Here is a 23,526-nt window from a genome sequence, read left to right on the forward strand (position 1 = left end):
GGGTCAGCCCTCGACCTTCAGGCCGCGCTTGGTGAGCTCGGCGACGGTGGCGTCGTGGCCGCCCTTGACGGCGTCGGCGATGCCGGGGCCGCCCTGGGCGATCTTGCCGAAGCGGTCCTTGATCGCGGTGTTGGTGGTGCCGGTGGTCGGGCCCCAGGACCAGTTGGGGTTGATGGAGGCGCCGGCCGCCTCGAAGAGGGCGTAGATGTCCTGGCCGCCGTAGAAGCTCGCGTCGAAGGCCTTCTGGGCGACGGGGCGGAGGGAGGCGGCGGCCGGGAAGGCGCTGGAGGTGCCGGAGGCGATGCGGGCCTTGATGCCGGCCTCGGTGGTGGACATCCACTCGGCGAAGGTGACGGCCGCGGCCTTCTGCCTGCTGTCCTTGGTCACGGCGAAGGAGGTGCCGCCGAGCATGCCGCTGGCGGGCTTGCCGTCCCAGGTGGGGATGGGCGCGACGGCCCACTTGCCGCCCATCTCGGGGACGTTGCCCTTGAGGACGCCCGCGCCCCAGGAGGCGCCGAGGTAGCCGACGGTGGTGCCGTTCTTGAGGGAGCCGACCCACTCGGGGCTGAAGGAGGCGTCCTTCTGGACGAGGTCGGCGTCGAGGAGGCCCTGCCAGTAGGCGGTGACCTTGGTGGTGGCCGGGTCGGTGGTGTTCACCTTCCAGGTGTCGTTCTCGGCCTTGAACCACTGGGCGCCGGCCTGCCAGGCCATGGCCTCGAAGGTGGTCGGGTCGTCGGGGAAGAAGGTGGCGATGCGGGCCTTCGCGTCGGCCTTCTTGACCTGCTCGGCGGCCTTCTTGAACTGGTCCCAGGTGGTGGGGACCTGGACCTTGTACTTCGCGAAGAGGTCCTTGCGGTAGAAGAACGCCTGCGGGGCGGCGTCGAAGGGGACGGCCCAGGACTTCCCGCCGAGGGTGGTGAGTTCGACGGACTGCGGCAGGAGCTTGGCGCGGTCGGCCTCGGTGAACTGGTCGCCGATGTCCTGGAGGGCGCCGGAGCTCACGAACTCGGGGAGCGAGGAGTACTCGATGGAGACCAGGTCGGGGGCGTTGCCCGCCTTCACGGCGTTGGAGATCTTGGCGTAGCCGCCGGCGGTGCCGGAGGGGATCTCCTCGAACTTGACCTGGATGTCGGTGTGGGAGGCGTTGAAGGCGTCCACGACGTCCTTGGAGCCCTTGGCCCAGCCCCAGAAGGTGAGGGTCACGGGCCCGTTCGGCTTGCTTGCGGTGTCGTCACCGCCGCCGCCGCAGGCCGTGAGGACGGCCAGGGCGGTGGCGGTGCCGGCTATGACGCGGGACGTTCTGCTCCAGGTACGGGTCACGGCACGGCTCCTGAGGGCGGGCGGCTGGGAGGTTGTGGCCGTGATCCTGTGACCGTTCATGACCGAAGTCAAGAGCGAAAGATTGATTGATCGAAAAAAGATCAGATCGAAGGTCGCGCCGGGTCGGGGCGGAGGCCCCGCGCCGGATCAGACCGAGGGCGCCGAACCCGCCCCGCACGAGGCCCGCACCCGCAGCCACGGCAGCAGGCTCAGATGGCGCCGCGCCGTGTCCTCGCCGGGCGCCTCCGTGAGCCGCTCCACCAGGAGTTCCGCAGCGTGCCGCCCCACCTGCCGCTTCGGCGGGGCGACCGCCGTCAGCGGGGTGTCGGCGAGGGCGGCGACCTCGTCGTCGTATGCGATCAGGGCCAGGTCCTGCGGCACCCGCACGCCCAGCTCGGCCAGACGCTGCACGATCTCGATCGCGTCCACGTCGTTGTGGACCAGGGCCGCGCTCGCCAGGCCCGAGCCGACGGCCTCGTGCAGCGCCCGCACCGCCCGCTCGAAGCCCTCCGGGTCCGCCTCCGCCGGTACGGAGTCGATGACCGGGCGCGGCTCCTTCAGGCCCAGCGTCCCCAGCGCCTCGGCGTAGCCCGCGCGCACCGCGAGCGCGGTCGGGGAGTCCCGGCGGGCCACGAGCAGCGGCGTCGCGTGGCCGAGGGCGAGCAGATGGCGCAGGGCGAGCAGTACCCCGTGGGCGTGGTCGGAGGCGACCCGGTCCAAGCCGTCGAGCGGGCTGCCGGGCTCGGCGCGGCGCTCCAGGAGGACGGCCGGCACGGGCAGCTCGGCCAGCCAGTCCCCGTACGCGAGCCGGTCCTCGGGGCCCCGCCAGCCGGGCGCGACCAGGACGCCCTCGGCGCCCGCGGCGAGCAGGCCCTCGGTGCGGGCGCGGTCCTCCTCCGGCCGGTAGTCGGAGATCCGCAGCACGAGCCGCGCCCCGGCGCGGGCCGCGGCCTCGTGCGCCCCCCGGATGACCTCGGCGAAGTAGTACGTGGCGGAGGGGGCGAGCAGGCCCAGGACCAGGCCCTCGCCGGAGCGTCCGCCGCCGGGGGTGCCCTGCCGCTGGGGCCAGGACACCTGGCCGTGCACCCGGTCGAGCAGGCCCCGGCCGGCCAGGACCTCGACGTCGCGGCGGGCGGTGACGGGGGAGACCCCGAGGCGTTCGGCCAGTTCGGAGACGCGGGCCGTGCCGCGCTCGCGCACCAGGGCCAGCAGTCGGTCGTGTCGTTCGGCAGCGCTCTCGCGCACGGCGGTTCCCCCTCGCGGTGGTGGTGGTCCGTCGACCCCAGGGTGGGCCCGGCGGACCGGGGTCGCCCACCCTAACCCAGAAATGATCGAACGACGGGAGTTTCGATCATTCGCTCTGATTCTCTTGACGTTCGATCGGAGTCTGTCCAGGATTCCCGGCGACGCAGACGTCATCGCACGGAGCCCCAGGGAGCATCATGCCCACGCCGCCCGAGAACCGTGAGCTCAGCCCGTACACCGGCTGGACCCGCGCCCACTGGGAGACCGCGGCCGACCGACTCCTCCTGGACGTACGCCCGTTCGCCTCACCGGGACACGCCCTCGTCGACCTCCCCGGGCCCCGCCCCAGCTGGTCGGGACCCCGCTCCGACGGCCTGGAGGGCTGGGCCCGCACCTTCCTCCTCGCCGCCCTCCGTGTCGCGGGCGCCCACGGAGAGGACCCGCACGGCCACCTCGACCGGTACGCCGCCGGGCTCGCCGCGGGCACCGCGCACCCCGGACGGGACGACCGCGAGTCCTGGCCCCTGACGACCGACACCCGCCAGGCGATCGTCGAATCCGCCTCGGTCGCCCTCGGCCTCCGCCTCACCCGCCCCTGGCTCTGGGACCGCCTCGACGACCGCACCCGGCAACGGACCGCCGACTGGCTCCGGCCCGCCCTCGACCCCTCCCCCGTCGACAACAACTGGTGGCTCTTCGGCCTCACCGTCGCCGGATTCCTCCAGGACGCGGGCATCGAGACCGACCGCGCCGCCGCCACCGTCGACCGCTCCCTCGCCCGCATCGAGGACTGGTACCTCGGCGACGGCTGGTACAGCGACGGCGACAACCGCGCCTTCGACCACTACAACGCCTGGGCCCTGCACTTCTACCCCGTCCTCCACGCCCACCTCGCCGGGGAGAAGGACCTCCTCGACCGGTACGGCCCCCGGCTGCGCGCCCACCTCGACACGTACGTCCACCTCTTCGACGCGAACGGCGCCCCCCTCCCGTACGGGCGGTCCCTGATCTACCGCTTCGCCGCGGCCGCCGCCCCCTGGCTCGGCGCCCTCACCGGCCACACCCCGCTCACCCCCGGCGCCACCCGCCGCCTCGCCTCCGGCACCCTGCGGTACTTCCTCGACCGCGGCGCCACCGACGAGCGCGGGCTCCTCGGCCTCGGCTGGCACGGCCCGTACCCGCCGCTCGTCCAGGAGTACTCGGGCCCCGGCTCCCCCTACTGGGCCTCCAAGGGATTCCTCGGTCTCCTCCTGCCCGCCGGCCACTCCGCCTGGACCGACCCCGAGGAACCCCTGCCCGCCGAACGCGCCGACACCGTCCGCGCCGTCGCCCCCGCCGGGCTGCTCGTCCAGACCACCGCCGCCGACGGGCTCGTACGCCTCCACAACCACGGCAGCAACCACGTCCACAGCGCGCCGGGCGAGGAGGACGACCCCGGCTACGCCCGCCACGCCTACTCCACCCGTACGGGACCCAGTACGGGCACCGCGGTGGCCGACAACCACTTCGCGCTGCTCGTCGACGGCACGCCCACCACCCGCGGACCCGCCACCCCGCTCACCACCGGCCCCGACCGGGCCGCCTCCCTCCACCACCCGCTGCCCGGCGTCCGGGTCCTCTCCGCGACCCTCGCCCACGGCCGCGCCGAGCTCCGCGCCCACCTCGTCCTCGGCGCCCCGGAGGGGACCCCCGTACGGCAGACCGGCTGGGCCGTCACCCCGGACGGCCCGCACGCCCAGCTCCACCCGGTCCACGGCTACCGGCCCGAAGCCGCCGAACTCCCCACCGGGGAGACCCTCCAGGGACCCGGCAGCCGCACCCTCGCCCTCCACGGCGGCACGAGCGGCCCGGCCACCCTCTTCGTCGCCCTCGCCTCCCTCACCGCCGAACCCGCCCCCGCCCCCGTCTCGGCCCTCGCGACCGTCCAGGTCACCGGCCCCCACACGCTCACCGTGACCTGGCAGAACGGCACCACCGCACACCTCGATCTCGAAGAGCTCGCCGCCCTCGAAGCCCCCGATCCGGAGGACCAGTGACCCAGCGCCGTACGTACACCGCGCTCGCCGCCCTCACGCTGTCCCTGCTCGCGGCCGCCCCCGCCCAGGCCGCACCGCCGCCCGGCGACCGCCACTACGTCGACTGTTCCGCACGGGAAGCGGGGGACGGCTCCGTCCGGCACCCCTGGACCAGCCTCGCCGAGGCCAACGCCCACCCCTACGGGCCCGGCGACCGGCTCCTGTTCAAGCGCGGCACCACCTGCACCGGCACCCTCAGCCCCCAGGGCTCCGGCTCCGCCGCCCACCCCTTCACCGTCTCCGACTACGGGCACGCCGCCGGGCGCGCGGTCATCGACGGGAACGGCGCCCACGACGCCGTGCTCCTCGCCGACAGCCAGTACCTGCGCCTCACCCGCCTGGAGATCACCAACGCCGCCGCCCCCGGCACCGAACGCAACGGCGTCCGGCTCCGCCTCGCCGACTTCGGCGCCGCGCGCGGCATCACCCTCGACCACCTGTCGATCCACGACGTGCGCGGCGGCGACTTCAAGACCCTCACCGGCTCCAGCGCCGTCCACATCGCCGTCGAGGGAACGACCGTCCCCAGCTGGTACGACGGCCTGGAGATCCACCACAACGACATCCGGGACGTCGACCGCGAGGGCATCTACTTCAAGTCCCGCTTCTCCAAGCGCGACCTGGTCGGCAACCAGCAGGACCCGAACGCCTACCCCGGGGCCTGGACCCCGAGCCTGAACGTCCGGATCCACCACAACACCCTGACCTCGCTCGCCGGCGACGGCATCAAGATCGACACGACCAGCGGCGCCCGGATCGACCACAACCGGCTCGACGGCTTCCAGCTCCGCTCCCAGGCCGCCAACGCCGGCATCTGGACCTTCAACACCGACGACACCCTCATCGACCACAACGAGGTCTCCGGCGGTGGCAACGCCAAGGACGGCATGTCCTTCGACGCCGACGGAGCGTCCAGGGGCACGGTCTTCCAGTACAACCTCAGCCACGACAACACCGGCGGCTTCCTGCTGATCTGCCCCTACAGCGGCGCCAAGACCCTCGACACGGTGGTCCGTTACAACATCAGCGTCGACGACGGCGCCCGGCTGATCCAGAACTGCTGGGGCCCGATCCTCAACACGCAGATCCACAACAACACCTTCGTGAACCGGAAGGTGCGCCCCGGCTTCCTCGTCCAGGACGACGCGGGCAGCCCCGCCACCACCCAGCACGAGCTGTCGATCCGCAACAACATCTTCGTCGGCGAGGGCACCGGAGGCTACGCCTTCAAGAATCCGACCCCCGGGCTCTCCTTCTCGCACAACCTCTTCCACGGCATCGCCATGACCCGCCCCGACCCCGGCGGCGTCGACGCCGACCCGCTGCTCCGCCCCGACCTGCGGCTCGGCGCCGGCTCCCCGGCCCTGTCCGCTGGCACGCTCATCGCGGACAACGGCGGCAGGGACTGGTTCGGAAACGCCGTGTCGGCGACGGCGGTTCCCAACATCGGGGCCTACGAGGGGCCGGGGCTGCCCTCCTGACCGGGACTACTTCGGCCCGTACTTGCGGCCCGCCTTGGAGGACACCCCACCGAGCAGGCCGCGCGGCGCCAGCTTCACCACACCCATGAGGGCCTTGTAGCGGGGGTCCGGGATCGACAGGGTCCGCCCCCGCTCCAGGTCGGCGAGCGCCGCCGTCACCAGCTTGTCCGCGTCGAGCCACATCCAGCCCGGAATGTTGTCCGTGCCCATCCCGGCCCGCTCGTGGAACTCGGTCCGTACGAAGCCGGGGCAGAGCGCCATCAGCCGTACCCCGCTGCCCGTGAGGTCCCGCGCCGCGCCCTGGGTGAACTGCACGACCCACGCCTTCGAGGCGCCGTAGGTGCCGCGGGGCAGGAAGGCCGCCACCGACGCCACGTTCACCACGGCGCCCCGGTGGCGCTCCTTCATCGAGGCGGCGGCCGCCGAGGTCAGCCGCAGCACCGCCTCGCAGTGCACCGTCAGCATCTTCAGCTCGTCGGCCATGGAGACCTCTAGGAAGCGGCCCTTGTTGCCGAAGCCTGCGTTGTTCACGAGCATGTCCACCGGCTGCCTCGGGTCGGAGAGCCGGGCCTCGACGGCGGCGATGCCCTTCTCCTCGGCGAGGTCCGCCGCGAGCACCTCGGCCTCGACGCCGTGCCGGTCGTGCAGCTCGGTCGCCTGCTCCCGGAGCCGCTTCACGTCCCTGGCCACGAGCACGACGTCGTGGCCGTCCGCCGCCAGTCTCCGTGCGAAGGCGGCCCCGATGCCCGCGGTGGCGCCCGTAATCAGTGCTGTCGTCATACGGGCAACCTAATGCCCCGTCCCGCGCCTACGCCTTGGCGTACTTCTCCTTGTACTGGCGGGCGAGTGCCAGGAGTCCGGACTCCATCCACTCGGCGGCGGCCAACGTGTCGGGCAGCAGGGCGCGTTCGGTGGTCGCCGCGCGGTGCAGCAGCGCCACGGTGATGTCGTGGTCCGGCCGGTGCAGCACCGTGATCGGGTCGCCGGCCCGCACCTCGCCCGGCACGATGACCCGCAGCAGCGCGCCCGGACCGGCCTCGGACCGCGTGAACCGCTTCACCCAGCCCTTCTCCTCGACGAAGCCCGCGAAGGTACGGCAGGGGATGCGGCCGCCGGTCACCTCCAGGACGACCTCCTCGCCGATCCGCCACCGCTCGCCGATCAGCGCCCCGTTCACGTCGAGGCCCCGGGTGGTGAGGTTCTCGCCGAACGAGCCGTTGGCCAGCTCGCGGCCGAGCTCCCGCTCCCACAGGTCCATGTCCTCCCGGGCGAAGGCGTACGCCGCCCGGTCGTCGCCGCCGTGGAAGCGCAGGTCGCAGACCGCGTCCCCGGCGACCCCGCTCGCCCCGACGCCGGGCGCGCCCGGCGCCTCGATCCGTACGGGCCCCTCCACGGGGCGCTTGTCGATACCCGTCATCCCCGAGGCGGCGTCGGTGTACTCCACGGGCCTGGCGCGGCCCACATTCACGCTGAGCAAGGTCATGTGGGCACTTTACGGGCGCCGATCTCAAAGGCGCTCGCGAGAACAGGAAGCTTCACCCAAGAGTCGCTTATGCTGGACGCATGATCGAGGCCCGCCACCTCCGCGTCCTGCGCGCCGTCGCCGCCACCGGCTCCTTCTCGGCCGCCGCGCGCGAACTCGGCTGCACCCAGCCCGCCGTCAGCCAGCAGATGAAGGCGCTCGAAGCCTCCGCCGGCACGCCGCTGCTGATCCGTACCGGACGCGAGATGCGCCTCACCCAGGCCGGCGAGGTCCTGGTCCGCCACGCCTCCGGCATCCTCGCCGGGCTCACCGCCGCAGAGGAGGAGGTCGCGGCCATCGCAGGGCTCCGGGCGGGCCGCGTCCGCCTCGTGTCGTTCCCGAGCGGCAGCTCCACCCTCGTGCCCACCGCGCTCGCCGCGCTGCGGGCCGCGCACCCCGGCACCCGGGTCTCCCTCGTCGAGGCCGAACCGCCGCGCTCGATCGAGATGCTCCGCGAGGGCGACTGCGACATCGCCCTGGCGTTCCGGTACGGGGCGGGGCAGGCCGAGTGGGACGACCTGGTGGTCCGCCCGCTCCTCGCCGACCGGCTCGTCGGCCTGGTGCCCGAGGGGCACCGGCTCGCCGGCGCCGGGGCGGTGGGCATCGCGGAACTCGCGGACGAGTCCTGGATCGCGGGCTGCCCGCGCTGCCGCCGCCAGCTCGTGGACGTCTGCGAGGACGCCGGCTTCACCCCCCGCATCGACTTCGCCACCGACGACTACCCGGCCGTGGTGGGCCTGGTCGGCGCCGGTCTGGGCGTCGCCGTCCTGCCGGAGCTCGCCATCGAGTCCGTACGCCCCAAGGGTGCGCGGACCGTGGCCGTGGAGCCGGCCGTGGAGCGGGAGATCGTGGCCCTGACGCTGCCCGACCTCGCGCAGGTCCCGGCCGTCGCCGCCACGCTCGACGAGCTGATGCGCGCGGCCACGCGCGCGTAGGCGGGGACAGGGCCGATCCGCGCCGCCGCGCGCGCGTAGTGGCGACGCGCGCGGGCGCGCGGGTCCGTATCGGGTGCTGCTCGGCCGCTCAGCTGCTCAGCGCACTAGAAGAAACGTTCCTTCACATACGTTCCCCGATGGATGTCATCGACGTCATGGATGTCACGGACGTGGCGGACGTGACCGGCGGGGAGGCCGGCGCCGTCGTGATCAGGCGATTGCGCGCGCGTCCCATGAGTTCTTCGCGTTCGTCCTCGGTGAGGCCGCCCCATACGCCGTAGGGCTCCCGCACGGCGAGTGCGTGTGCCGCGCACTCCGCGCGCACCGGGCACCGCATGCAGACCTCTTTCGCCGAGTTCTCACGCGCACTCCGTGCCGCGCCGCGCTCTCCCTCGGGGTGGAAGAACAGGGAGCTGTCGACTCCGCGGCAGGCCGCGAGCAGTTGCCAGTCCCACAGATCGGCGTTGGGTCCGGGAAGGCGGGAGAAATCTGCCATTGCGCTTGTCCCCTTGAAACCGTGTCGAACGGATAGGTGGGCGGGTTGATGGCTGATCGCCGGGGCTCCTCGGTCCCGACAGGTCCGATGGCTACACCTACTGTCGAAGTAGATGTAAATATGACTCATTGCGAATCTAGCCACAGACACTGCGAAAAGGGAAGAAATCCCGCTAAATGGGGCATAGCTTTCGATGTCGGGACGAACAACCTGCGACACTCTCCTCCGCGCACGACCCCTCACGTAGAGTGCCGAAGACGCCGTCCGACCCGTAACTCTTTCGAGTGACCGTCGTTGAGAGTGCGGAGGCGGTTGAAGGAACAAGCGATCGGGCACATGTCCGAGAGCGTCAACCGCACAGGTGACGATACGTACAGCCCTGGAGGCTCAAGGTGACGCGCAACAGCTGCGAGAGCCGCGGAGGTCAGGCATGACATCCGTCCTCGTCTGCGACGACTCCCCGCTTGCCCGAGAGGCGCTCCGCCGCGCGGTCGCGACCGTGCCCGGCGTCGAGCGCGTGACCACCGCGGCCAACGGCGAGGAAGTCCTCCGCCGCTGGGGCGCGGACCGCTCGGACCTGATTCTGATGGACGTACGCATGCCCGGTCTGGGTGGCGTGGAGACCGTCCGCCGGCTGCTCTCCGCGGACCCCGGCGCCCGCATCATCATGCTCACGGTCGCCGAGGACCTCGACGGCGTCGCCCTCGCGGTCGCCGCGGGCGCCCGTGGCTACCTGCACAAGGACGCCTCGCGCGCCGAGCTGCGGGCCACGGTCACCCAGGCGCTCGCCGACCCGACCTGGCGGCTCGCCCCGCGCCGCCTCCGTTCGGCCGAGATGGGCGCCGCGCCCACCCTCACCGCGCGCGAGATCCAGGTCCTCGAAGGCATGAGCCACGGCCGGTCCAACGCGGAGATCGGGCGCGAGCTCTTCCTCTCCGAGGACACGGTCAAGACCCACGCCAGGCGCCTCTTCAAGAAGCTCGGCGCCTCCGACCGGGCGCACGCCGTGGCGCTCGGATTCCGCTGGGGCCTGGTCCGCTGAATCGCAGGTCACCTGCCGTCTCCCCGTCCTCGCCCGCGTCCGTCGTGGGGTGGACGGGGTGGGCTTGTGTCACTTCCCCGCGGTATGCCGCATCCTTGAGGTGTGGAGTTCCTCGGGGACGAGTCGATCGAGCGGGAGGGGAGGGCGGCGGAGATGAGTACCGGCGCACCTGCTCATAACGTTCCGGTGCACAACTACGGACGCGGTGCCACGAACGCCGAGGCGTCGGGGCACCATGGAGCGATGCGCGACGACGAGACCGTGGGTTCCCCCATGCCTGCCGGGCAGGGGGAGATCGGCGCGCTCGTGCACCGTGCGGTCGACGGCGACGCGCAGGCCACGCACGACCTGCTCGCGCGCGTCCACCCGCTCGCCCTGCGGTACTGCCGCACCCGCCTCAACCGGCTGCCGGGCGACGCCCGGCACTTCGTCGAGGACCTGGCCCAGGAGGTCTGCGTCGCCGTCCTGATGGCGCTCCCGCGCTACAAGGACACGGGCAGGCCCTTCGAGGCCTTCGTCTTCGCCATCGCCGGACACAAGGTCGCCGACCTCCAGCGGGCCGCCATGCGGCACCCGGGGTCCACCGCCGTGCCCTCCGACGAGATGCCCGAGCGGCCCGACGACTCCCTCGGTCCCGAGGAGCGCGCGCTGCTCAGCGACGACGCCGAGTGGGCCAAGAAGCTGCTCGCCAACCTCCCGGAGAACCAGCGCGAACTGCTCGTGCTGCGGGTCGCGGTCGGACTGACCGCCGAGGAGACCGGCCAGATGCTCGGCATGTCCCCCGGCGCCGTCCGGGTCGCGCAGCACCGTGCCCTCAGCCGGCTCCGCGCACTGGCCGAGCAGTAAGCCTTGCCGGGCACGGTCGTCCCTTTCGTACACGTGCGAACGTCCAAAGCTTCCCGCTGATCTTGATCGTGGAATGAGACACGGCTCAGGCCCGTTAGCATGGACATCCCGCACCGATCAAGGCCATTTGGGAAGGTGTCATGACTGCCAACGTCGACGGAGTGCCCGAGAAATTCGCGACACTCGGGCTGACCTACGACGACGTGCTGCTCCTGCCGGGCGCGTCCGACATGGCGCCCGACCAGATCGACACCGCCTCGTACATCTCGAAGAACGTGCGGGTGAACATCCCGCTGCTCTCCGCCGCGATGGACAAGGTCACCGAGTCCCGCATGGCGATCGCCATGGCGCGGCAGGGCGGTGTCGGCGTACTGCACCGCAACCTCTCCATCGCCGACCAGGCCAACCAGGTCGACCTGGTCAAGCGCTCCGAGTCCGGCATGGTCTCGGACCCGATCACGGTCCACCCCGACGCCACGCTCGCCGAGGCCGACGCGATCTGCGCCAAGTTCCGCATCAGCGGCGTCCCGGTCACCGACCCGGCCGGCAAGCTGCTCGGCATCGTCACCAACCGCGACATGGCCTTCGAGTCGGACCGCAGCCGCCAGGTGCGCGAGGTCATGACCCCGATGCCGCTGGTCACCGGCAAGGTCGGCATCTCCGGCGTGGACGCCATGGAGCTGCTGCGCCGCCACAAGATCGAGAAGCTGCCGCTGGTCGACGACGCGGGCATCCTCAAGGGCCTCATCACGGTCAAGGACTTCGTCAAGGCCGAGAAGTACCCGAACGCCGCCAAGGACAAGGCGGGCCGCCTCCTCGTCGGTGCCGCCGTCGGTGTCGCCGGTGACGCCTACGAGCGCGCCCAGGCCCTGATCGAGGCGGGTGTGGACTTCATCGTCGTCGACACCGCCCACGGCCACTCCCGCCTGGTCGGCGACATGGTCGCCAAGATCAAGTCGAACTCCTCCGTCGACGTCATCGGCGGCAACATCGCCACCCGCGACGGTGCCCAGGCGCTGATCGACGCCGGTGTCGACGGCATCAAGGTCGGTGTCGGCCCCGGCTCCATCTGCACCACCCGCGTGGTCGCCGGCATCGGCGTCCCGCAGGTCACCGCGATCTACGAGGCCTCCCTCGCCGCCAAGGCGGCCGGCGTCCCGGTCATCGGCGACGGCGGCCTGCAGTACTCCGGCGACATCGCGAAGGCCCTCGTCGCGGGCGCCGACACGGTGATGCTCGGCTCGCTGCTCGCGGGCTGCGAGGAGTCCCCGGGCGAGCTGCTCTTCATCAACGGCAAGCAGTTCAAGTCGTACCGCGGCATGGGCTCGCTCGGCGCCATGCAGTCCCGCGGCGAGCAGCGCTCCTTCTCCAAGGACCGCTACTTCCAGGAGGGCGTCGCCTCCGACGAGAAGCTCGTGCCCGAGGGCATCGAGGGCCAGGTGCCCTACCGCGGCCCGCTCTCGGCCGTCGTCCACCAGCTGGTGGGCGGTCTGCGCCAGTCGATGTTCTACGTCGGCGGCCGCACGGTTCCGGAGCTTCAGTCGAACGGCCGCTTCGTCCGGATCACCTCGGCGGGCCTCAAGGAGAGCCACCCGCACGACATCCAGATGACGGTCGAGGCGCCGAACTACAGCAGGAAGTAACACAGCGCGACGCGTGGGGGCGGTTCCGGCATGTGGCCGGAGCCGCCCCCCACGCTTGTGTCGGGGATACTGGTAGGCGCAGACGTAGAGGGAAAGGCCACACATCGTGACTGAGATCGAGATCGGGCGCGGCAAGCGCGGCCGCAGGGCGTACGCGTTCGACGACATCGCCGTCGTCCCGAGCCGGCGCACCCGGGACCCGAAGGAGGTCTCGATCGCCTGGCAGATCGACGCCTACCGCTTCGAGCTCCCGTTCCTGGCCGCCCCGATGGACTCGGTCGTGTCGCCGCAGACCGCCATCCGCATCGGTGAGATGGGCGGCCTCGGCGTCCTGAACCTGGAGGGTCTCTGGACCCGGTACGAGGACCCGCAGCCGCTCCTCGACGAGATCGCCGAGCTGGACGAGGCGACCGCGACCCGCCGTCTGCAGGAGATCTACGCCGCCCCGATCAAGGAGGAGCTGATCGGGCAGCGCATCAAGGAGGTGCGCGACTCCGGTGTCGTCACCGCCGCCGCGCTCTCCCCGCAGCGCACCGCCCAGTTCTCCAAGGCGGTCGTCGACGCCGGCGTGGACATCTTCGTCATCCGCGGTACGACGGTCTCCGCCGAGCACGTCTCGGGCGCGGCCGAGCCGCTGAACCTGAAGCAGTTCATCTACGAGCTGGACGTCCCGGTCATCGTCGGCGGCTGCGCCACGTACACGGCGGCCCTGCACCTGATGCGCACCGGCGCGGCGGGTGTCCTGGTCGGCTTCGGCGGCGGCGCCGCGCACACCACCCGTAACGTCCTCGGCATCCAGGTCCCGATGGCGACCGCGGTCGCCGACGTGGCCGCGGCCCGCCGCGACTACATGGACGAGTCCGGCGGCCGGTACGTGCACGTCATCGCCGACGGCGGTGTCGGCTGGTCCGGCGACCTGCCGAAGGCGATCGCCTGCGGCGCCGACGCCGTGATGATCGGCTCCCCGCTGGCCCGTGCCACGGACGCGCCCGGCAAGGGCCACCACTGGGGCATGGAGGCCGTCCACGAGGACGTGCCGCGCGGCAAGCTGGTCGACCTGGGCATCGTCGGCACCACCGAGGAGATCCTCGCGGGCCCGTCGCACACCCCGGACGGCTCGATGAACTTCTTCGGCGCCCTGCGCCGCGCGATGGCCACCACGGGCTACAGCGAGCTCAAGGAGTTCCAGCGCGTCGAGGTCACGGTCGCGGACGCCCAGCACAAGCGCTGACCGTTCCGTACGTACGCCGAAGGGGCCCCGCACCGGGTGGTGCGGGGCCCCTTCGGCGTACGGGGAAGGGTGCGGTCGGCCAGGACGTCGGCCCCGGGCCGAACGGGCCCGGAGCGGGGCTCAGCCGGCGGCCGCGGCGATCACCGGCGCGAGGATCAGTCCGAACGAGACCAGGGCGAGCAGCCCGCCGGCCACACGGACGCCGAAGGCGGTGGCGATCCGGTCGGGCGGGCCCAGCTGCCCCCTGGCGTGCGCGCGCAGCTCGATGTTGCGCAGCTGCCGCTGCTCGAAGCGGACGGCGCAGTCCTTGACGTTCAGCGCGAAGCAGAGGCCGGCGACTCCTGCCGACAGGAAGAACACGAGCAGCAGGAGGATGAAGAGAAACACGTGAGGCCCCCGGGACGATGCGCGCGGGTGGAGGGCGCGCGGTGGTCCCGGAGGCTAGCAGCCGCATATGACACCGGTACAGGGAATTCCGGTCGGGGGCGCCCTCACAGGCGGTGTGCCGCTCCGGCGGGGGTGGCGCCCCGGGTGTCCAGGAGGAGCTGGGCCTTCACGGAGAGGCCCTGGAGGTCGTACGTGCGGTGGTGCTGGAGAAGGACCGTCAGGTCGGCGTGGGCGGCGGCCTCGTAGAGGGAGTCGGCGCGGGGGACGGGGAGCTCGCGGACGCGCCAGTCGGGGACGTGGGGGTCGTGGTAGCTGACGGCCGCGCCCAGGTCCATGAGGCGGCGGGCGATCTCGTCGGCGGGGGAGCCCTGCCGGTCGGCGAGGTCGGGCTTGTACGTGATGCCGAGGAGCAGGATCCGGGCGCCGCGGGCCGACTTGCCGTGCTCGTTGAGGAGGGTGGCGGCGCGCTGGACGACGTACTGCGGCATGCGCTCGTTGACCTGGCCGGCGAGTTCGACGAGGCGGAGCGGGCGGTGGGCGCCCACCGTGTCGACGGGGACGCCGTGGCCGCCGACGCCGGGGCCGGGGCGGAACGCCTGGAAGCCGAAGGGCTTGGTCTCGGCGCAGCGGATGACGTCCCACAGGTCGACGCCGAGCTCGTGGCAGAGGACCGCCATCTCGTTGACGAGGGCGATGTTGACGTGCCGGAAGTTGGTCTCCAGGAGCTTGACCGTCTCCGCCTCGCGGGGTCCACGCGCGCGTACCACCTTGTCGGTGAGCCGGCCGTAGAAGGCGGCCGCCGACTCGGTGCACGCGGGGGTGAGGCCGCCGATGACCTTGGGGGTGCCGGTGTAGCCGGGGGTGCGGCTGCCGGGGTCGAGGCGGCCGGGGGAGTACGCGAGGTGGAAGTCGCGTCCGGCACGCAGGCCGGAGCCCTCCTCCAGGACGTCGCGGAGGAGGCCCTCGGTGGTGCCCGGGGGGACCGGGGACTCCAGGAGCACGGTGGTGTGCGGGCGCAGCCGGGCGGCGAGGGCGCGGGCGGCGTCGGTGACGGCGGTGAGGTCGAGGGTCCGGTCGGGGCCGAGGGGGGTCGGGGCGCAGAGGACGGCGGTGCGGACCCGGCCGAGCTCGGCGGGGTTGGTGGTCGGCCGGAAGCTCCCCGAGAGCATCCGGCGGATCTCGGGGGCGGTGAGGGAGCCGTCGACGGGGGAGCGGCCGGCGGCGAGTTCGGCGACGGGCCGTGGGTCGGTGTCGTAGCCGATGGTGTCGATGCCTGCGGCGGTGGCGGCCTGGGCCAGGGGGAGTCCGTGGTGGCCGAGGCCGATGACGGCGAGATCAGCGGGCATGGGGGGTGGGCCGTCCTTCCCAGTAGCCGGAGGGGACGCGAGGCGCAAGCCCGGTGGACAGAACGGGTCGAGCGCAATGTCAGACTAGGCGTAAATATGACCGATATGCGGCATTGCGAGGTCGAAGGTCGCCGAGTGTTATCCACAGGTCCGTGGCGAGGCGGTGGCTGAAGTCGCCGGACCGGGCCAGAATCGAGCTGTGAGCCGGACCACACGGGCCCGGTTCGCCGTGTGCGTACGGTCCGTGCGTGACAGACGGGGGACGACGGGAGGCAGCAGCGTGAGGACAGCGACACTGGGACCCGCGGAGCGCGCCGAGGCGCTCGCGGCCATGGCCGAGCGAGAGCTGGACGTGCTGGTCGTCGGCGCCGGGGTCGTCGGCGCCGGAACCGCCCTGGACGCCGTCACGAGAGGCCTCTCCACCGGCATCGTGGAGGCCCGCGACTGGGCCTCGGGCACCTCCAGCAGGTCCAGCAAGCTCATCCACGGCGGCCTGCGCTATCTGGAGATGCTGGACTTCGCCCTCGTCCGGGAGGCGCTCAAGGAGCGCGGACTCCTCCTGGAGCGGCTCGCCCCCCACCTGGTGAAGCCGGTCCCCTTCCTCTACCCGCTCCAGCACCAGGGCTGGGAGCGGTTCTACGCCGGCTCCGGAGTCGCGCTGTACGACGCGATGTCGCTCTCCTCCGGCCACGGCCGCGGACTCCCCGTCCACCGGCACCTCTCCCGGCGCAACGCCCTGCGGGTCGCGCCCTGCCTGAAGAAGGACGCCCTGGTCGGCGCCCTGCAGTACTACGACGCCCAGATGGACGACGCCCGTTTCGTCACCACCCTCGTGCGCACCGCCGCCTCCTACGGCGCCATGGCCGCCAGCCGGGCCCGCGTCATCGGCTTCCTCCGCGAGGGCGAGCGCGTCGTCGGCGCGCGCGTGCAGGACGTCGAGGCCGGCGTGGCGTACGAGATCCGGGCCAAGCAGATCGTCAACGCCACCGGCGTGTGGACCGACGACACCCAGGCCCTCATCGGGGAGCGCGGCCAGTTCCACGTCCGCGCCTCCAAGGGCATCCACCTCGTCGTGCCCAAGGACCGCATCCACTCGACCACCGGACTGATCCTGCGCACCGAGAAGTCCGTGCTGTTCGTCATCCCCTGGGGACGCCACTGGATCGTCGGCACCACCGACACCGACTGGGACCTCGACAAGGCCCACCCCGCCGCCTCCAGCGCCGACATCGACTACCTCCTGGAGCACGTGAACACCGTGCTCGCCACCCCGCTCACCCGCGACGACGTCCAGGGCGTCTACGCGGGCCTGCGGCCCCTCCTCGCCGGCGAGTCCGACGCCACCAGCAAGCTCTCCCGCGAGCACACGGTCGCCCACCCGGTTCCCGGACTCGTGGTCGTCGCCGGCGGCAAGTACACGACGTACCGCGTGATGGCGAAGGACGCCGTCGACGAGGCGGTGCACGGACTCGACCAGCGCGTCGCCCCCTGCGTCACCGAGGACACCCCGCTCCTCGGCGCCGAGGGCTACCGCGCCCTGTGGAACGCGCGGGCCAGGATCGCCGCGAGAACCGGGCTGCACGTCGTCAGGGTCGAGCATCTCCTCAACCGCTACGGCTCCCTGACGGAGGAGATCCTCGACCTGATCGAGGCCGACCCCGGCCTCCGCGCACCGCTCGCGGCGGCCGAGGACTACCTGCGCGCCGAGATCGTCTACGCCGCCTCGCACGAGGGCGCCCGCCACCTCGACGACGTCCTCACCCGGCGGACCAGGATCTCCATCGAGACCTTCGACCGGGGCACGCTCAGCGCCCGGGAGTGCGCGGAACTCATGGCGCCGGTCCTCGGCTGGGACGAGCTTCAGATCGAGAAGGAGGTCGAGCACTACGAGAAGCGCGTGGAGGCGGAGCGCGAGTCCCAGCGGCAGCCCGACGACCTGACGGCGGACGCCGCACGGCTCGGGGCACCGGACATCGTGCCCCTCTGACAGGGCGTCCGAGGGTCCCGCCCCGGGGGAACCTAGGGGCCGTGTGGAGGCGTCGTATCCCGGAGTGCGGACCCGGGGGCGTCACCCGCCCCGAGGTGAGGGACAATGGCCTCTCTTCCAGGGCGGGTTACCGCATCGCGCGGGAAGCGGCAGACGCGGCGAAGATCAGGGATCGCAGAGGGGACGCATGTCGGAGGCGGAGCAGTCGCGGGACAGGGCGAGGGACCCCAGGCGGGACGCCGCCGCGGGGGCCGCGACCGACGGCGACCGAGGATCGGTTCCGGCCGCGCGTGAGCCGGCGCGGGACCCGAAGGACGCGCAGGTCAGCGGGGGTGCACAGGCCCCGGAGGACACGCGCGGGCCGGAGCGGGACGTCGCGGACGCGAAGCCCGCGGACTCCGTGGGGTCCGCGGCGGGCCCCGCGGATCCGCAGGGCCGGGAGGCCGCCGCGGACGTGAAGGACCCTCAGGACACGCCGTCCGACAGGGCGACGGGGACGAGCGGAACCGAAGCCGGTTCCGGCGCCGGTTCCGGGTCCGCTGCCGGAACCACTGGTGGAACGGACGGTGACGACGCCGTCGCCGCCGGGCGGCTGCGCGGCACCGAGCCGTCGACCGGACGGGCCGGCTTCGGCGCCGGTGACGGCGACGGCGAGAGCGACCGCCGTACGGGCGCCGCCCCTGTACGGGGGAGCGACAGGCTCAAGAAGGCGCCCGTCGGCGAAGGAAGGCTGCTCGCGGGCCGCTACCGGCTCGGCGTGGTCCTCGGACGCGGCGGCATGGGCACCGTGTGGCGCGCCGTCGACGAGACCCTCGGCCGCACCGTCGCCGTCAAGGAACTCCGTTTCCCCACGAGCATCGACGACGACGAGAAGCGACGCCTCATCACCCGGACGCTGCGCGAGGCGAAGGCCATCGCCCGGATCCGCAACAACGGCGCCGTCACCGTGTACGACGTCGTCGACGAGGACGACCGTCCGTGGATCGTCATGGAGCTCATCGAGGGCAAGTCCCTCGCGGACGCCGTCCGTGAGGACGGCACGCTCACGCCCCGGCGCGCCGCCGAGGTCGGCCTCGCCATCCTCGACGTGCTGCGCTCGGCGCACCGCGAGGGCATCCTGCACCGCGACGTGAAGCCGTCCAACGTGCTGATCGCCGACGACGGCCGGGTCGTCCTCACCGACTTCGGCATCGCCCAGGTGGAGGGCGACCCCTCGATCACCTCCACCGGCATGCTCGTCGGCGCCCCCTCGTACATCTCCCCGGAGCGCGCCCGCGGCCACAAGCCCGGTCCGGCCGCCGACCTGTGGTCGCTGGGCGGCCTCATCTACGCGGCGGTCGAGGGCAGCCCGCCGTACGACAAGGGCTCCGCGATCGCCACCCTCACGGCCGTCATGACCGAGCCGGTCGACCCTCCGAAGAACGCCGGACCCGAGCTGGAGCAGGTCATCTACGGCCTCCTCGCCAAGGACCCGGCGCAGCGGCTCGACGACGCCCGCGCCCGGGTCCTGCTGCGGGCCGTGCTCGACGCGCCCGAGGCGCCGCCCGTCGTCTCGTCCGAGGCCACGACCGTCATCCCGCTGCCGCCGCGCCCCGAGCAGGCACCCGTCGCCCCGGCGGCCGACAAGGGGCCCGACGCGGCCGCCGAGCGGATGCGGGGCGCGCTGAACTCCGTACGGAACGCGGCGGCGTCGGTGAAGGCCGAGCCGAAGCCCGCGTCCGGGCTCGCGACCGAGCCCCTGCGGGGCGGCGGCAAGCCGGCCCCGGCCCGTGCTCCGCTGACCGACGTCGTCCCGCGCCGCACCCTGGTGATCATCGCCGCGGTCGCCGTCCTCGCCGTGCTCGGGACGATCCTCGCGGTCTCGCTCGGCGGCGGGGGCGACGAGGGCGACCAGGGCAAGGGCGGCGGCGGAAACACGGCCTCCGCCGGCGCCTCGGCGGGCGGTGACGGTTCCGGAGGCGCCCAGGCTTCCGGCGGGAACGGCGGCGCCCAGGGCCAGTCCTCCGGCGGCACCGGCCAGCAGGGCGGAGTCCAGCCCGGCAGCGACGGCGGCGGCACGTCCACGGGCGGGCAGAACGGCAGCACGACGGGCTCCACCACGGACGGGCAGAACGGCACCACGCCCTCCGGGAAGCCCGGCGGCGGGACCGGCGCGCAGCTGCCCGCCGGCTACACCCTCGTCACCAACGACCGTTTCCACTTCTCGATGGCCATGCCGTCGAACTTCACGCTCCGCTCGATCCCCGGATACGCCCTCGGCGGGATCTTCAGCGAGAGCGGCGGCTTCCCGCGCGTCCAGGTCGACTACAACGACAGCCCCAAGGACAACGCGGCGAGCGCCTGGGAGCTGGCCAGGTACGGCGTGGCCGCCACCAGCCAGGACTACAAGCACCTCGGCATACGGCCGGTCTCCTACAAGGGCTACCCGACCGTCGCCGACTGGGAGTTCGAGCGCACGCAGAAGGGCATCCGGGTCCACGTGCTCAACCGCGGCTTCAAGGTGGACGCCCAGCACGGCTACTCCATCATGATCAGCTGCGCGTCGGACGAGTGGGACGGCGCGGAGTGCAGGACGCTGCGGGAGACGGCGTTCGCCACGTTCAGCCCCAAGGACTGACCGTGCCACGTATCGTGAGGTTCGCGGACCGAACGCAGCCGAACAGAGCCGTCAACTGCGCGGTGCCGGACCGAAACTGACGGACTCGCGCGATCCCTCCCGATTTCGGGGGATCCGCGGGTCCTCCACGGGGACAGCGTGCGCGCGTGGGGAGGCGTCGTGGACGACTACGCGGGAAGGGTGCTCGCCGACCGCTACCGCCTGCCGCTGCCGCCGGCGGACGCCGACGCGTACGACCCGGTCGAGACGCGCGCCTTCGACACGTACAGCGGGCAGGAGGTCCTGGTCCGCCAGGTGCCGCTGCCGGAGTTCGTCGACGCCGAGGTCCTCGACGGGCGGGACGGTCCCGCCGGCCCCTACGGCGGCACCGGCCCGGCCACCCGCCGGCCTGCCGAGCCCGTGGTGCGCCGCGCGATGGAAGCCGCCCAGGCCGCCGCGCAGATCCCCGACCATCCCCTCCTCGACCAGGTCTTCGACGTCTTCGCGGAGGCCGGCTCGCTGTGGATAGTGAGCGAGCGCGTGGCGGCCCGGCCGCTGGCCGCGCTCCTCGCCGAGCGGCCCCTCAACCCGTACCGCGCGGCCGAGATAGGCGCCGACGTCCTCACCGCCCTGCGCGCCCTCCACGCCCACGGCTGGGTGCACCGGAACATCACCTCGCGGACGGTGCTCGTCTGCGACGACGGCCGCGTGGTCCTCAGCGGCCTCGCGGTGGGCGCCGCCGAGGAGGCCCTCTGCGGCTACGCCCCGGTCCCGGACGAGACCGACGCGTTCGCACCGCCCCCGGCCGCCGAAGGGGAGGACCCCGAGCCGGAGGAGTACGGACCGGAGGAGTACGGACCGGAGGGGTACGGCCGGGGGGAGTACGGCCCGGAAGGGTACGAGCCCGAGGCGTACGCGCTTGAACCGCGTGGGTCCGTCCCCGAGACGTACGAGCCTGAGGCGTACCAGCCGGAGCCGTACGAGCCTGAGGCGTACGGGTCCCAGTCGTACGAGCCCGGGTCACCCGCGACCGAGACCTACGAGCTTGAGCCGTACGTGGCCGAGCCTGCCCAGCCTTACGGCTCCGAGACGTACGGCCCCGATCCGAACGGCTCCGAGACGTACGGCCCCGAGCCGTACGGCCCCGAGACCTACGAGGTCGAGGTGGACGAGGAGACCGGCGGGGAGTCGTACGCGGCCGAGCCCGACCGGCCGGGGGACCCCGGCCGGGACGACACCGGCTCCCACCCTCACGGGCCCCCCGACGCCTACGGTTCCGACCCCTACGGGCGGGCCGCGCCCGCCGTCGCCGAGACGCAGCCCGTGGCCACGCCGCCCACCGCCGACGTGCGGGCCGCGCGGGCCGGCGCCATCGCCGCGTACCGGGCCGGTGCGCGGGCCGCCGCCCGGCTCGGCGAGACCGGGGCGCTCCCCGGCCCGCGCCCCGCGCCGCCGGAGTCGCCCGAGCCCCCGCCGCCCCCGCCTCCGACCGCGCAGGCGTCCGGCGCGCCCGAGCCCCAGTGGTGGGCGCGCGTGGCGGACGACGAGGACGACGAGGACGACGGCGACGAGCCGTACGGCGCGGGTCCGGCGGCCGGACCGCCGCCGCGCGTGATGCTGGCCGGCAGCTGGAGCGACGGCCCGCACGCGGCGCGGGACGGCTCCGGGCCGATCCCGGCCGGCGGCAGCCCCGTCCTGCCCGGTTCGGGCCGTCCGGCCCTGCCCGCCGGGTACACGGCGGCGACCCCGGACCCGGCGCGCCTCCCGGCCCCGGCAGGTCCACGGGACGACGCGCCCGTCGCGATCCCGGCCCAGGCGTACCGGGGCCCGACCACGCGGCTCGCCGCCGGACGGGCCCGCCAGACCCGGATCGCGGTCGTCGGCGCCGTGACCGAGCGCTGGGCGCCGGAGCAGGCGGGTCCGGTGCACGAGAACTGGCGCCTGGCCCCGCCCATCGGCCCCGCCACCGACCTGTGGGCGCTCGGCGCGCTCCTCTACCGGGCCGTCCAGGGTCATGCCCCGTACCCGGAGGACAGCGCGGCCGAGCTCGTCCAGCTGGTCTGCGCCGAACCGCCGGCCTTCGCCGAGGAGTGCGGGCCGCTGCGCCCGGTCGTGGAGTCCCTGCTGCGTCAGGACCCCACCGAACGGCCCGACTTCGAGGAGCTGCGCGGCTGGCTGCGCTCCCTGGTGCGGTCCGCGCCGGAGCCGGAGGCCGGGCTCGGAGTCGTACCGCTGCCGTCCTTCGACGAGGCGCGGCTCCCGATCGTGCGCCGGCGCGGCGAGCTGGTGCGCCGGTGGCGGGGGAAGGCGGGGGCGGGCCGCCACAAGCGCGGCAAGGACGTGCGCCCCGAGACCCGGTACGAGGAACGGCGCGCACCCGAGCGCGGGCCCGCACCCGGCCACGAGCACGAGCACGACCAGGAGTTCGACCAGGAGTACGGGCAGGCGTACGGCCAGGAGCACGGCCACGCGCGCGTGCAGCAGGAGCATCGCGAGGAGTTCCGGGACGGATTCCGTGAAGAGTCCCGGGCGTCCTCCCGCGTCCCGGGCTCCCCGCGGTCCCTGGGCCGCACGCTCCTGATCCTCGTCCTCCTGCTGCTCGGGGGAGCCGTCGCGTACGCCGTCCTGTTCATGCCCGGCGAGGGCGAGCAGCCCACCGCGCGGGCCACGCCCACGGCCGGTCCGGCGTCCTCGGCGCCCGGCACCACCCGGCCCACGAGCGGCCCGCCCGCGACTGCGAAGCCGTCCGCCGATCCCACCACGAAGCCGGCCACCACCCCGCCCCCGGCGGACCCTTCGGCTCCCGCGCTCGCCGCCGGGTACGAGCTGCGCCAGGACCCGGAGGGCTTCCGGATCGGGATCCCGAAGGGGTGGCGGCGCAGCCCGATCAACGACGCGGGTCAAGTGCGCTACACCGACGGGGACTTCACGCTGATCGTCGTCCCCGGCCGGGACGCCGTCCGGGACAACGGCTCGGACCCGCTGGAGTACCAGAACGTCAAGGAGCGCGAGCTGGAGCCGTACCGGTCGTCCAGCTGGTCGCAGGTGGAGAGGACGCGCCGGGTGGACATCGGCCGTACGCCGACGGCCGAGGGGTCCTACACCTGGCCGGACAGCACGGGCCGCATCGTGTTCGTGCGCAACCTCGCCCTGATCGACGGAGGTCGGTACCACGTGGTCCAGGTCATCGGCCCGGAGAGCGAGCGCGACAAGGTGTCGGAGATCTACGAGCAGGCCGCGAAGGGTTTCCGCCCGGGACGCTGATACGTAAGTCCCACCGGCCCCCGGTCACAGTGCTGTTCCTATGACCGCCCCGAGGTTCCGCCGCCCGTACCCCCCTCCGTAACCTGGCATCAGAAGGAACGGGCGGGGGC

Annotated in this window: 17 protein-coding genes; 10 read left to right on the forward strand and 7 right to left on the reverse strand. The window is 73.0% G+C overall.

Annotation, left to right across the window (positions count from 1 at the left end; translation table 11 throughout):
- Positions 1-3: 3 nt before the first annotated feature.
- Both ACN9MM_RS23845 and ACN9MM_RS23850 read right to left on the reverse strand, forming a co-directional pair.
- Positions 4-1,320, reverse strand: a complete 1,317-nt coding sequence (locus tag ACN9MM_RS23845) for an ABC transporter substrate-binding protein (protein ID WP_426365597.1) — start codon at positions 1,318-1,320, stop codon at positions 4-6.
- A 147-nt stretch (positions 1,321-1,467) separates the two neighbouring features.
- Complete coding sequence (locus tag ACN9MM_RS23850) at positions 1,468-2,565, reverse strand: substrate-binding domain-containing protein (RefSeq protein ID WP_426365599.1); 1,098 nt, start codon at positions 2,563-2,565, stop codon at positions 1,468-1,470.
- Positions 2,566-2,762: 197 nt separating this feature from the next.
- On the opposite strand from ACN9MM_RS23850, the gene ACN9MM_RS23855 reads away from it, so the two are divergent.
- Together ACN9MM_RS23855 and ACN9MM_RS23860 are read left to right on the forward strand one after the other, a co-directional pair.
- A complete protein-coding gene (locus tag ACN9MM_RS23855; RefSeq protein ID WP_426365600.1) occupies positions 2,763-4,601 on the forward strand; it encodes a DUF2264 domain-containing protein in 1,839 nt (612 codons plus the stop codon).
- A complete protein-coding gene (locus tag ACN9MM_RS23860) occupies positions 4,598-6,121 on the forward strand; it encodes a right-handed parallel beta-helix repeat-containing protein (protein ID WP_426365602.1) in 1,524 nt (507 codons plus the stop codon). The genes ACN9MM_RS23855 and ACN9MM_RS23860 overlap by 4 nt, the downstream gene beginning before the upstream one ends.
- Before the next feature lie 6 nt (positions 6,122-6,127).
- On the opposite strand, the gene ACN9MM_RS23865 is transcribed toward ACN9MM_RS23860, so the two are convergent.
- Complete coding sequence (locus ACN9MM_RS23865; RefSeq protein ID WP_426365603.1) at positions 6,128-6,901, reverse strand: SDR family NAD(P)-dependent oxidoreductase; 774 nt, start codon at positions 6,899-6,901, stop codon at positions 6,128-6,130.
- A 28-nt stretch (positions 6,902-6,929) separates the two neighbouring features.
- Entirely contained in the window at positions 6,930-7,604 is a 675-nt protein-coding gene (locus ACN9MM_RS23870) for an MOSC domain-containing protein (protein ID WP_426365604.1), read from the reverse strand.
- An 80-nt stretch (positions 7,605-7,684) separates the two neighbouring features.
- Between ACN9MM_RS23870 and ACN9MM_RS23875 the strand changes: the two genes are divergently transcribed.
- On the forward strand, positions 7,685-8,578 hold the full coding sequence (locus ACN9MM_RS23875; RefSeq protein WP_426365605.1) for a LysR family transcriptional regulator: 894 nt from the start codon (positions 7,685-7,687) through the stop codon (positions 8,576-8,578).
- Positions 8,579-8,699: 121 nt separating this feature from the next.
- On the opposite strand, the gene ACN9MM_RS23880 is transcribed toward ACN9MM_RS23875, so the two are convergent.
- Entirely contained in the window at positions 8,700-9,074 is a 375-nt protein-coding gene (locus ACN9MM_RS23880) for a WhiB family transcriptional regulator (RefSeq protein WP_382864600.1), read from the reverse strand.
- A gap of 430 nt (positions 9,075-9,504) precedes the next feature.
- Between ACN9MM_RS23880 and ACN9MM_RS23885 the strand changes: the two genes are divergently transcribed.
- The 4 genes from ACN9MM_RS23885 to ACN9MM_RS23900 all read left to right on the forward strand — a co-directional run bounded on the left by ACN9MM_RS23885 (position 9,505) and on the right by ACN9MM_RS23900 (position 13,836).
- Complete coding sequence (locus tag ACN9MM_RS23885) at positions 9,505-10,116, forward strand: response regulator transcription factor (RefSeq protein ID WP_003948568.1); 612 nt, start codon at positions 9,505-9,507, stop codon at positions 10,114-10,116.
- Positions 10,117-10,359: 243 nt separating this feature from the next.
- Complete coding sequence (locus ACN9MM_RS23890) at positions 10,360-10,962, forward strand: sigma-70 family RNA polymerase sigma factor (RefSeq protein ID WP_030211429.1); 603 nt, start codon at positions 10,360-10,362, stop codon at positions 10,960-10,962.
- Between the two features lie 140 nt (positions 10,963-11,102).
- Positions 11,103-12,605 carry an IMP dehydrogenase gene (guaB, locus tag ACN9MM_RS23895; protein ID WP_426365608.1) on the forward strand — a complete coding sequence of 501 codons (1,503 nt, stop codon included), beginning with the start codon at positions 11,103-11,105 and terminating at the stop codon, positions 12,603-12,605.
- 106 nt (positions 12,606-12,711) lie between these two features.
- On the forward strand, positions 12,712-13,836 hold the full coding sequence (locus ACN9MM_RS23900; RefSeq protein ID WP_093874493.1) for a GuaB3 family IMP dehydrogenase-related protein: 1,125 nt from the start codon (positions 12,712-12,714) through the stop codon (positions 13,834-13,836).
- A gap of 120 nt (positions 13,837-13,956) precedes the next feature.
- On the opposite strand, the gene ACN9MM_RS23905 is transcribed toward ACN9MM_RS23900, so the two are convergent.
- Together ACN9MM_RS23905 and ACN9MM_RS23910 are read right to left on the reverse strand one after the other, a co-directional pair.
- The gene (locus ACN9MM_RS23905) at positions 13,957-14,223 is read right to left on the reverse strand and encodes a hypothetical protein (protein WP_426365609.1); all 267 of its coding nucleotides are present in this window, start codon (positions 14,221-14,223) and stop codon (positions 13,957-13,959) included.
- Between the two features lie 104 nt (positions 14,224-14,327).
- A complete protein-coding gene (locus ACN9MM_RS23910; RefSeq protein WP_426365610.1) occupies positions 14,328-15,569 on the reverse strand; it encodes a nucleotide sugar dehydrogenase in 1,242 nt (413 codons plus the stop codon).
- Between the two features lie 280 nt (positions 15,570-15,849).
- On the opposite strand from ACN9MM_RS23910, the gene ACN9MM_RS23915 reads away from it, so the two are divergent.
- The 3 genes from ACN9MM_RS23915 (at position 15,850) to ACN9MM_RS23925 (ending at position 23,416) form a co-directional block, all read left to right on the forward strand.
- The gene (locus tag ACN9MM_RS23915) at positions 15,850-17,556 is read left to right on the forward strand and encodes a glycerol-3-phosphate dehydrogenase/oxidase (RefSeq protein ID WP_426365611.1); all 1,707 of its coding nucleotides are present in this window, start codon (positions 15,850-15,852) and stop codon (positions 17,554-17,556) included.
- A gap of 187 nt (positions 17,557-17,743) precedes the next feature.
- Positions 17,744-20,173 (forward strand): protein kinase domain-containing protein, encoded by a 2,430-nt coding sequence (locus ACN9MM_RS23920; RefSeq protein WP_426365612.1) that lies wholly within the window; start codon positions 17,744-17,746, stop codon positions 20,171-20,173.
- A 159-nt stretch (positions 20,174-20,332) separates the two neighbouring features.
- The gene (locus tag ACN9MM_RS23925; RefSeq protein ID WP_426365613.1) at positions 20,333-23,416 is read left to right on the forward strand and encodes a protein kinase; all 3,084 of its coding nucleotides are present in this window, start codon (positions 20,333-20,335) and stop codon (positions 23,414-23,416) included.
- Positions 23,417-23,526: the final 110 nt, after the last annotated feature.

Origin of the sequence: Streptomyces sp. E-08, from assembly GCF_049913095.1 — a bacterium.
Lineage (GTDB): Bacteria > Actinomycetota > Actinomycetes > Streptomycetales > Streptomycetaceae > Streptomyces.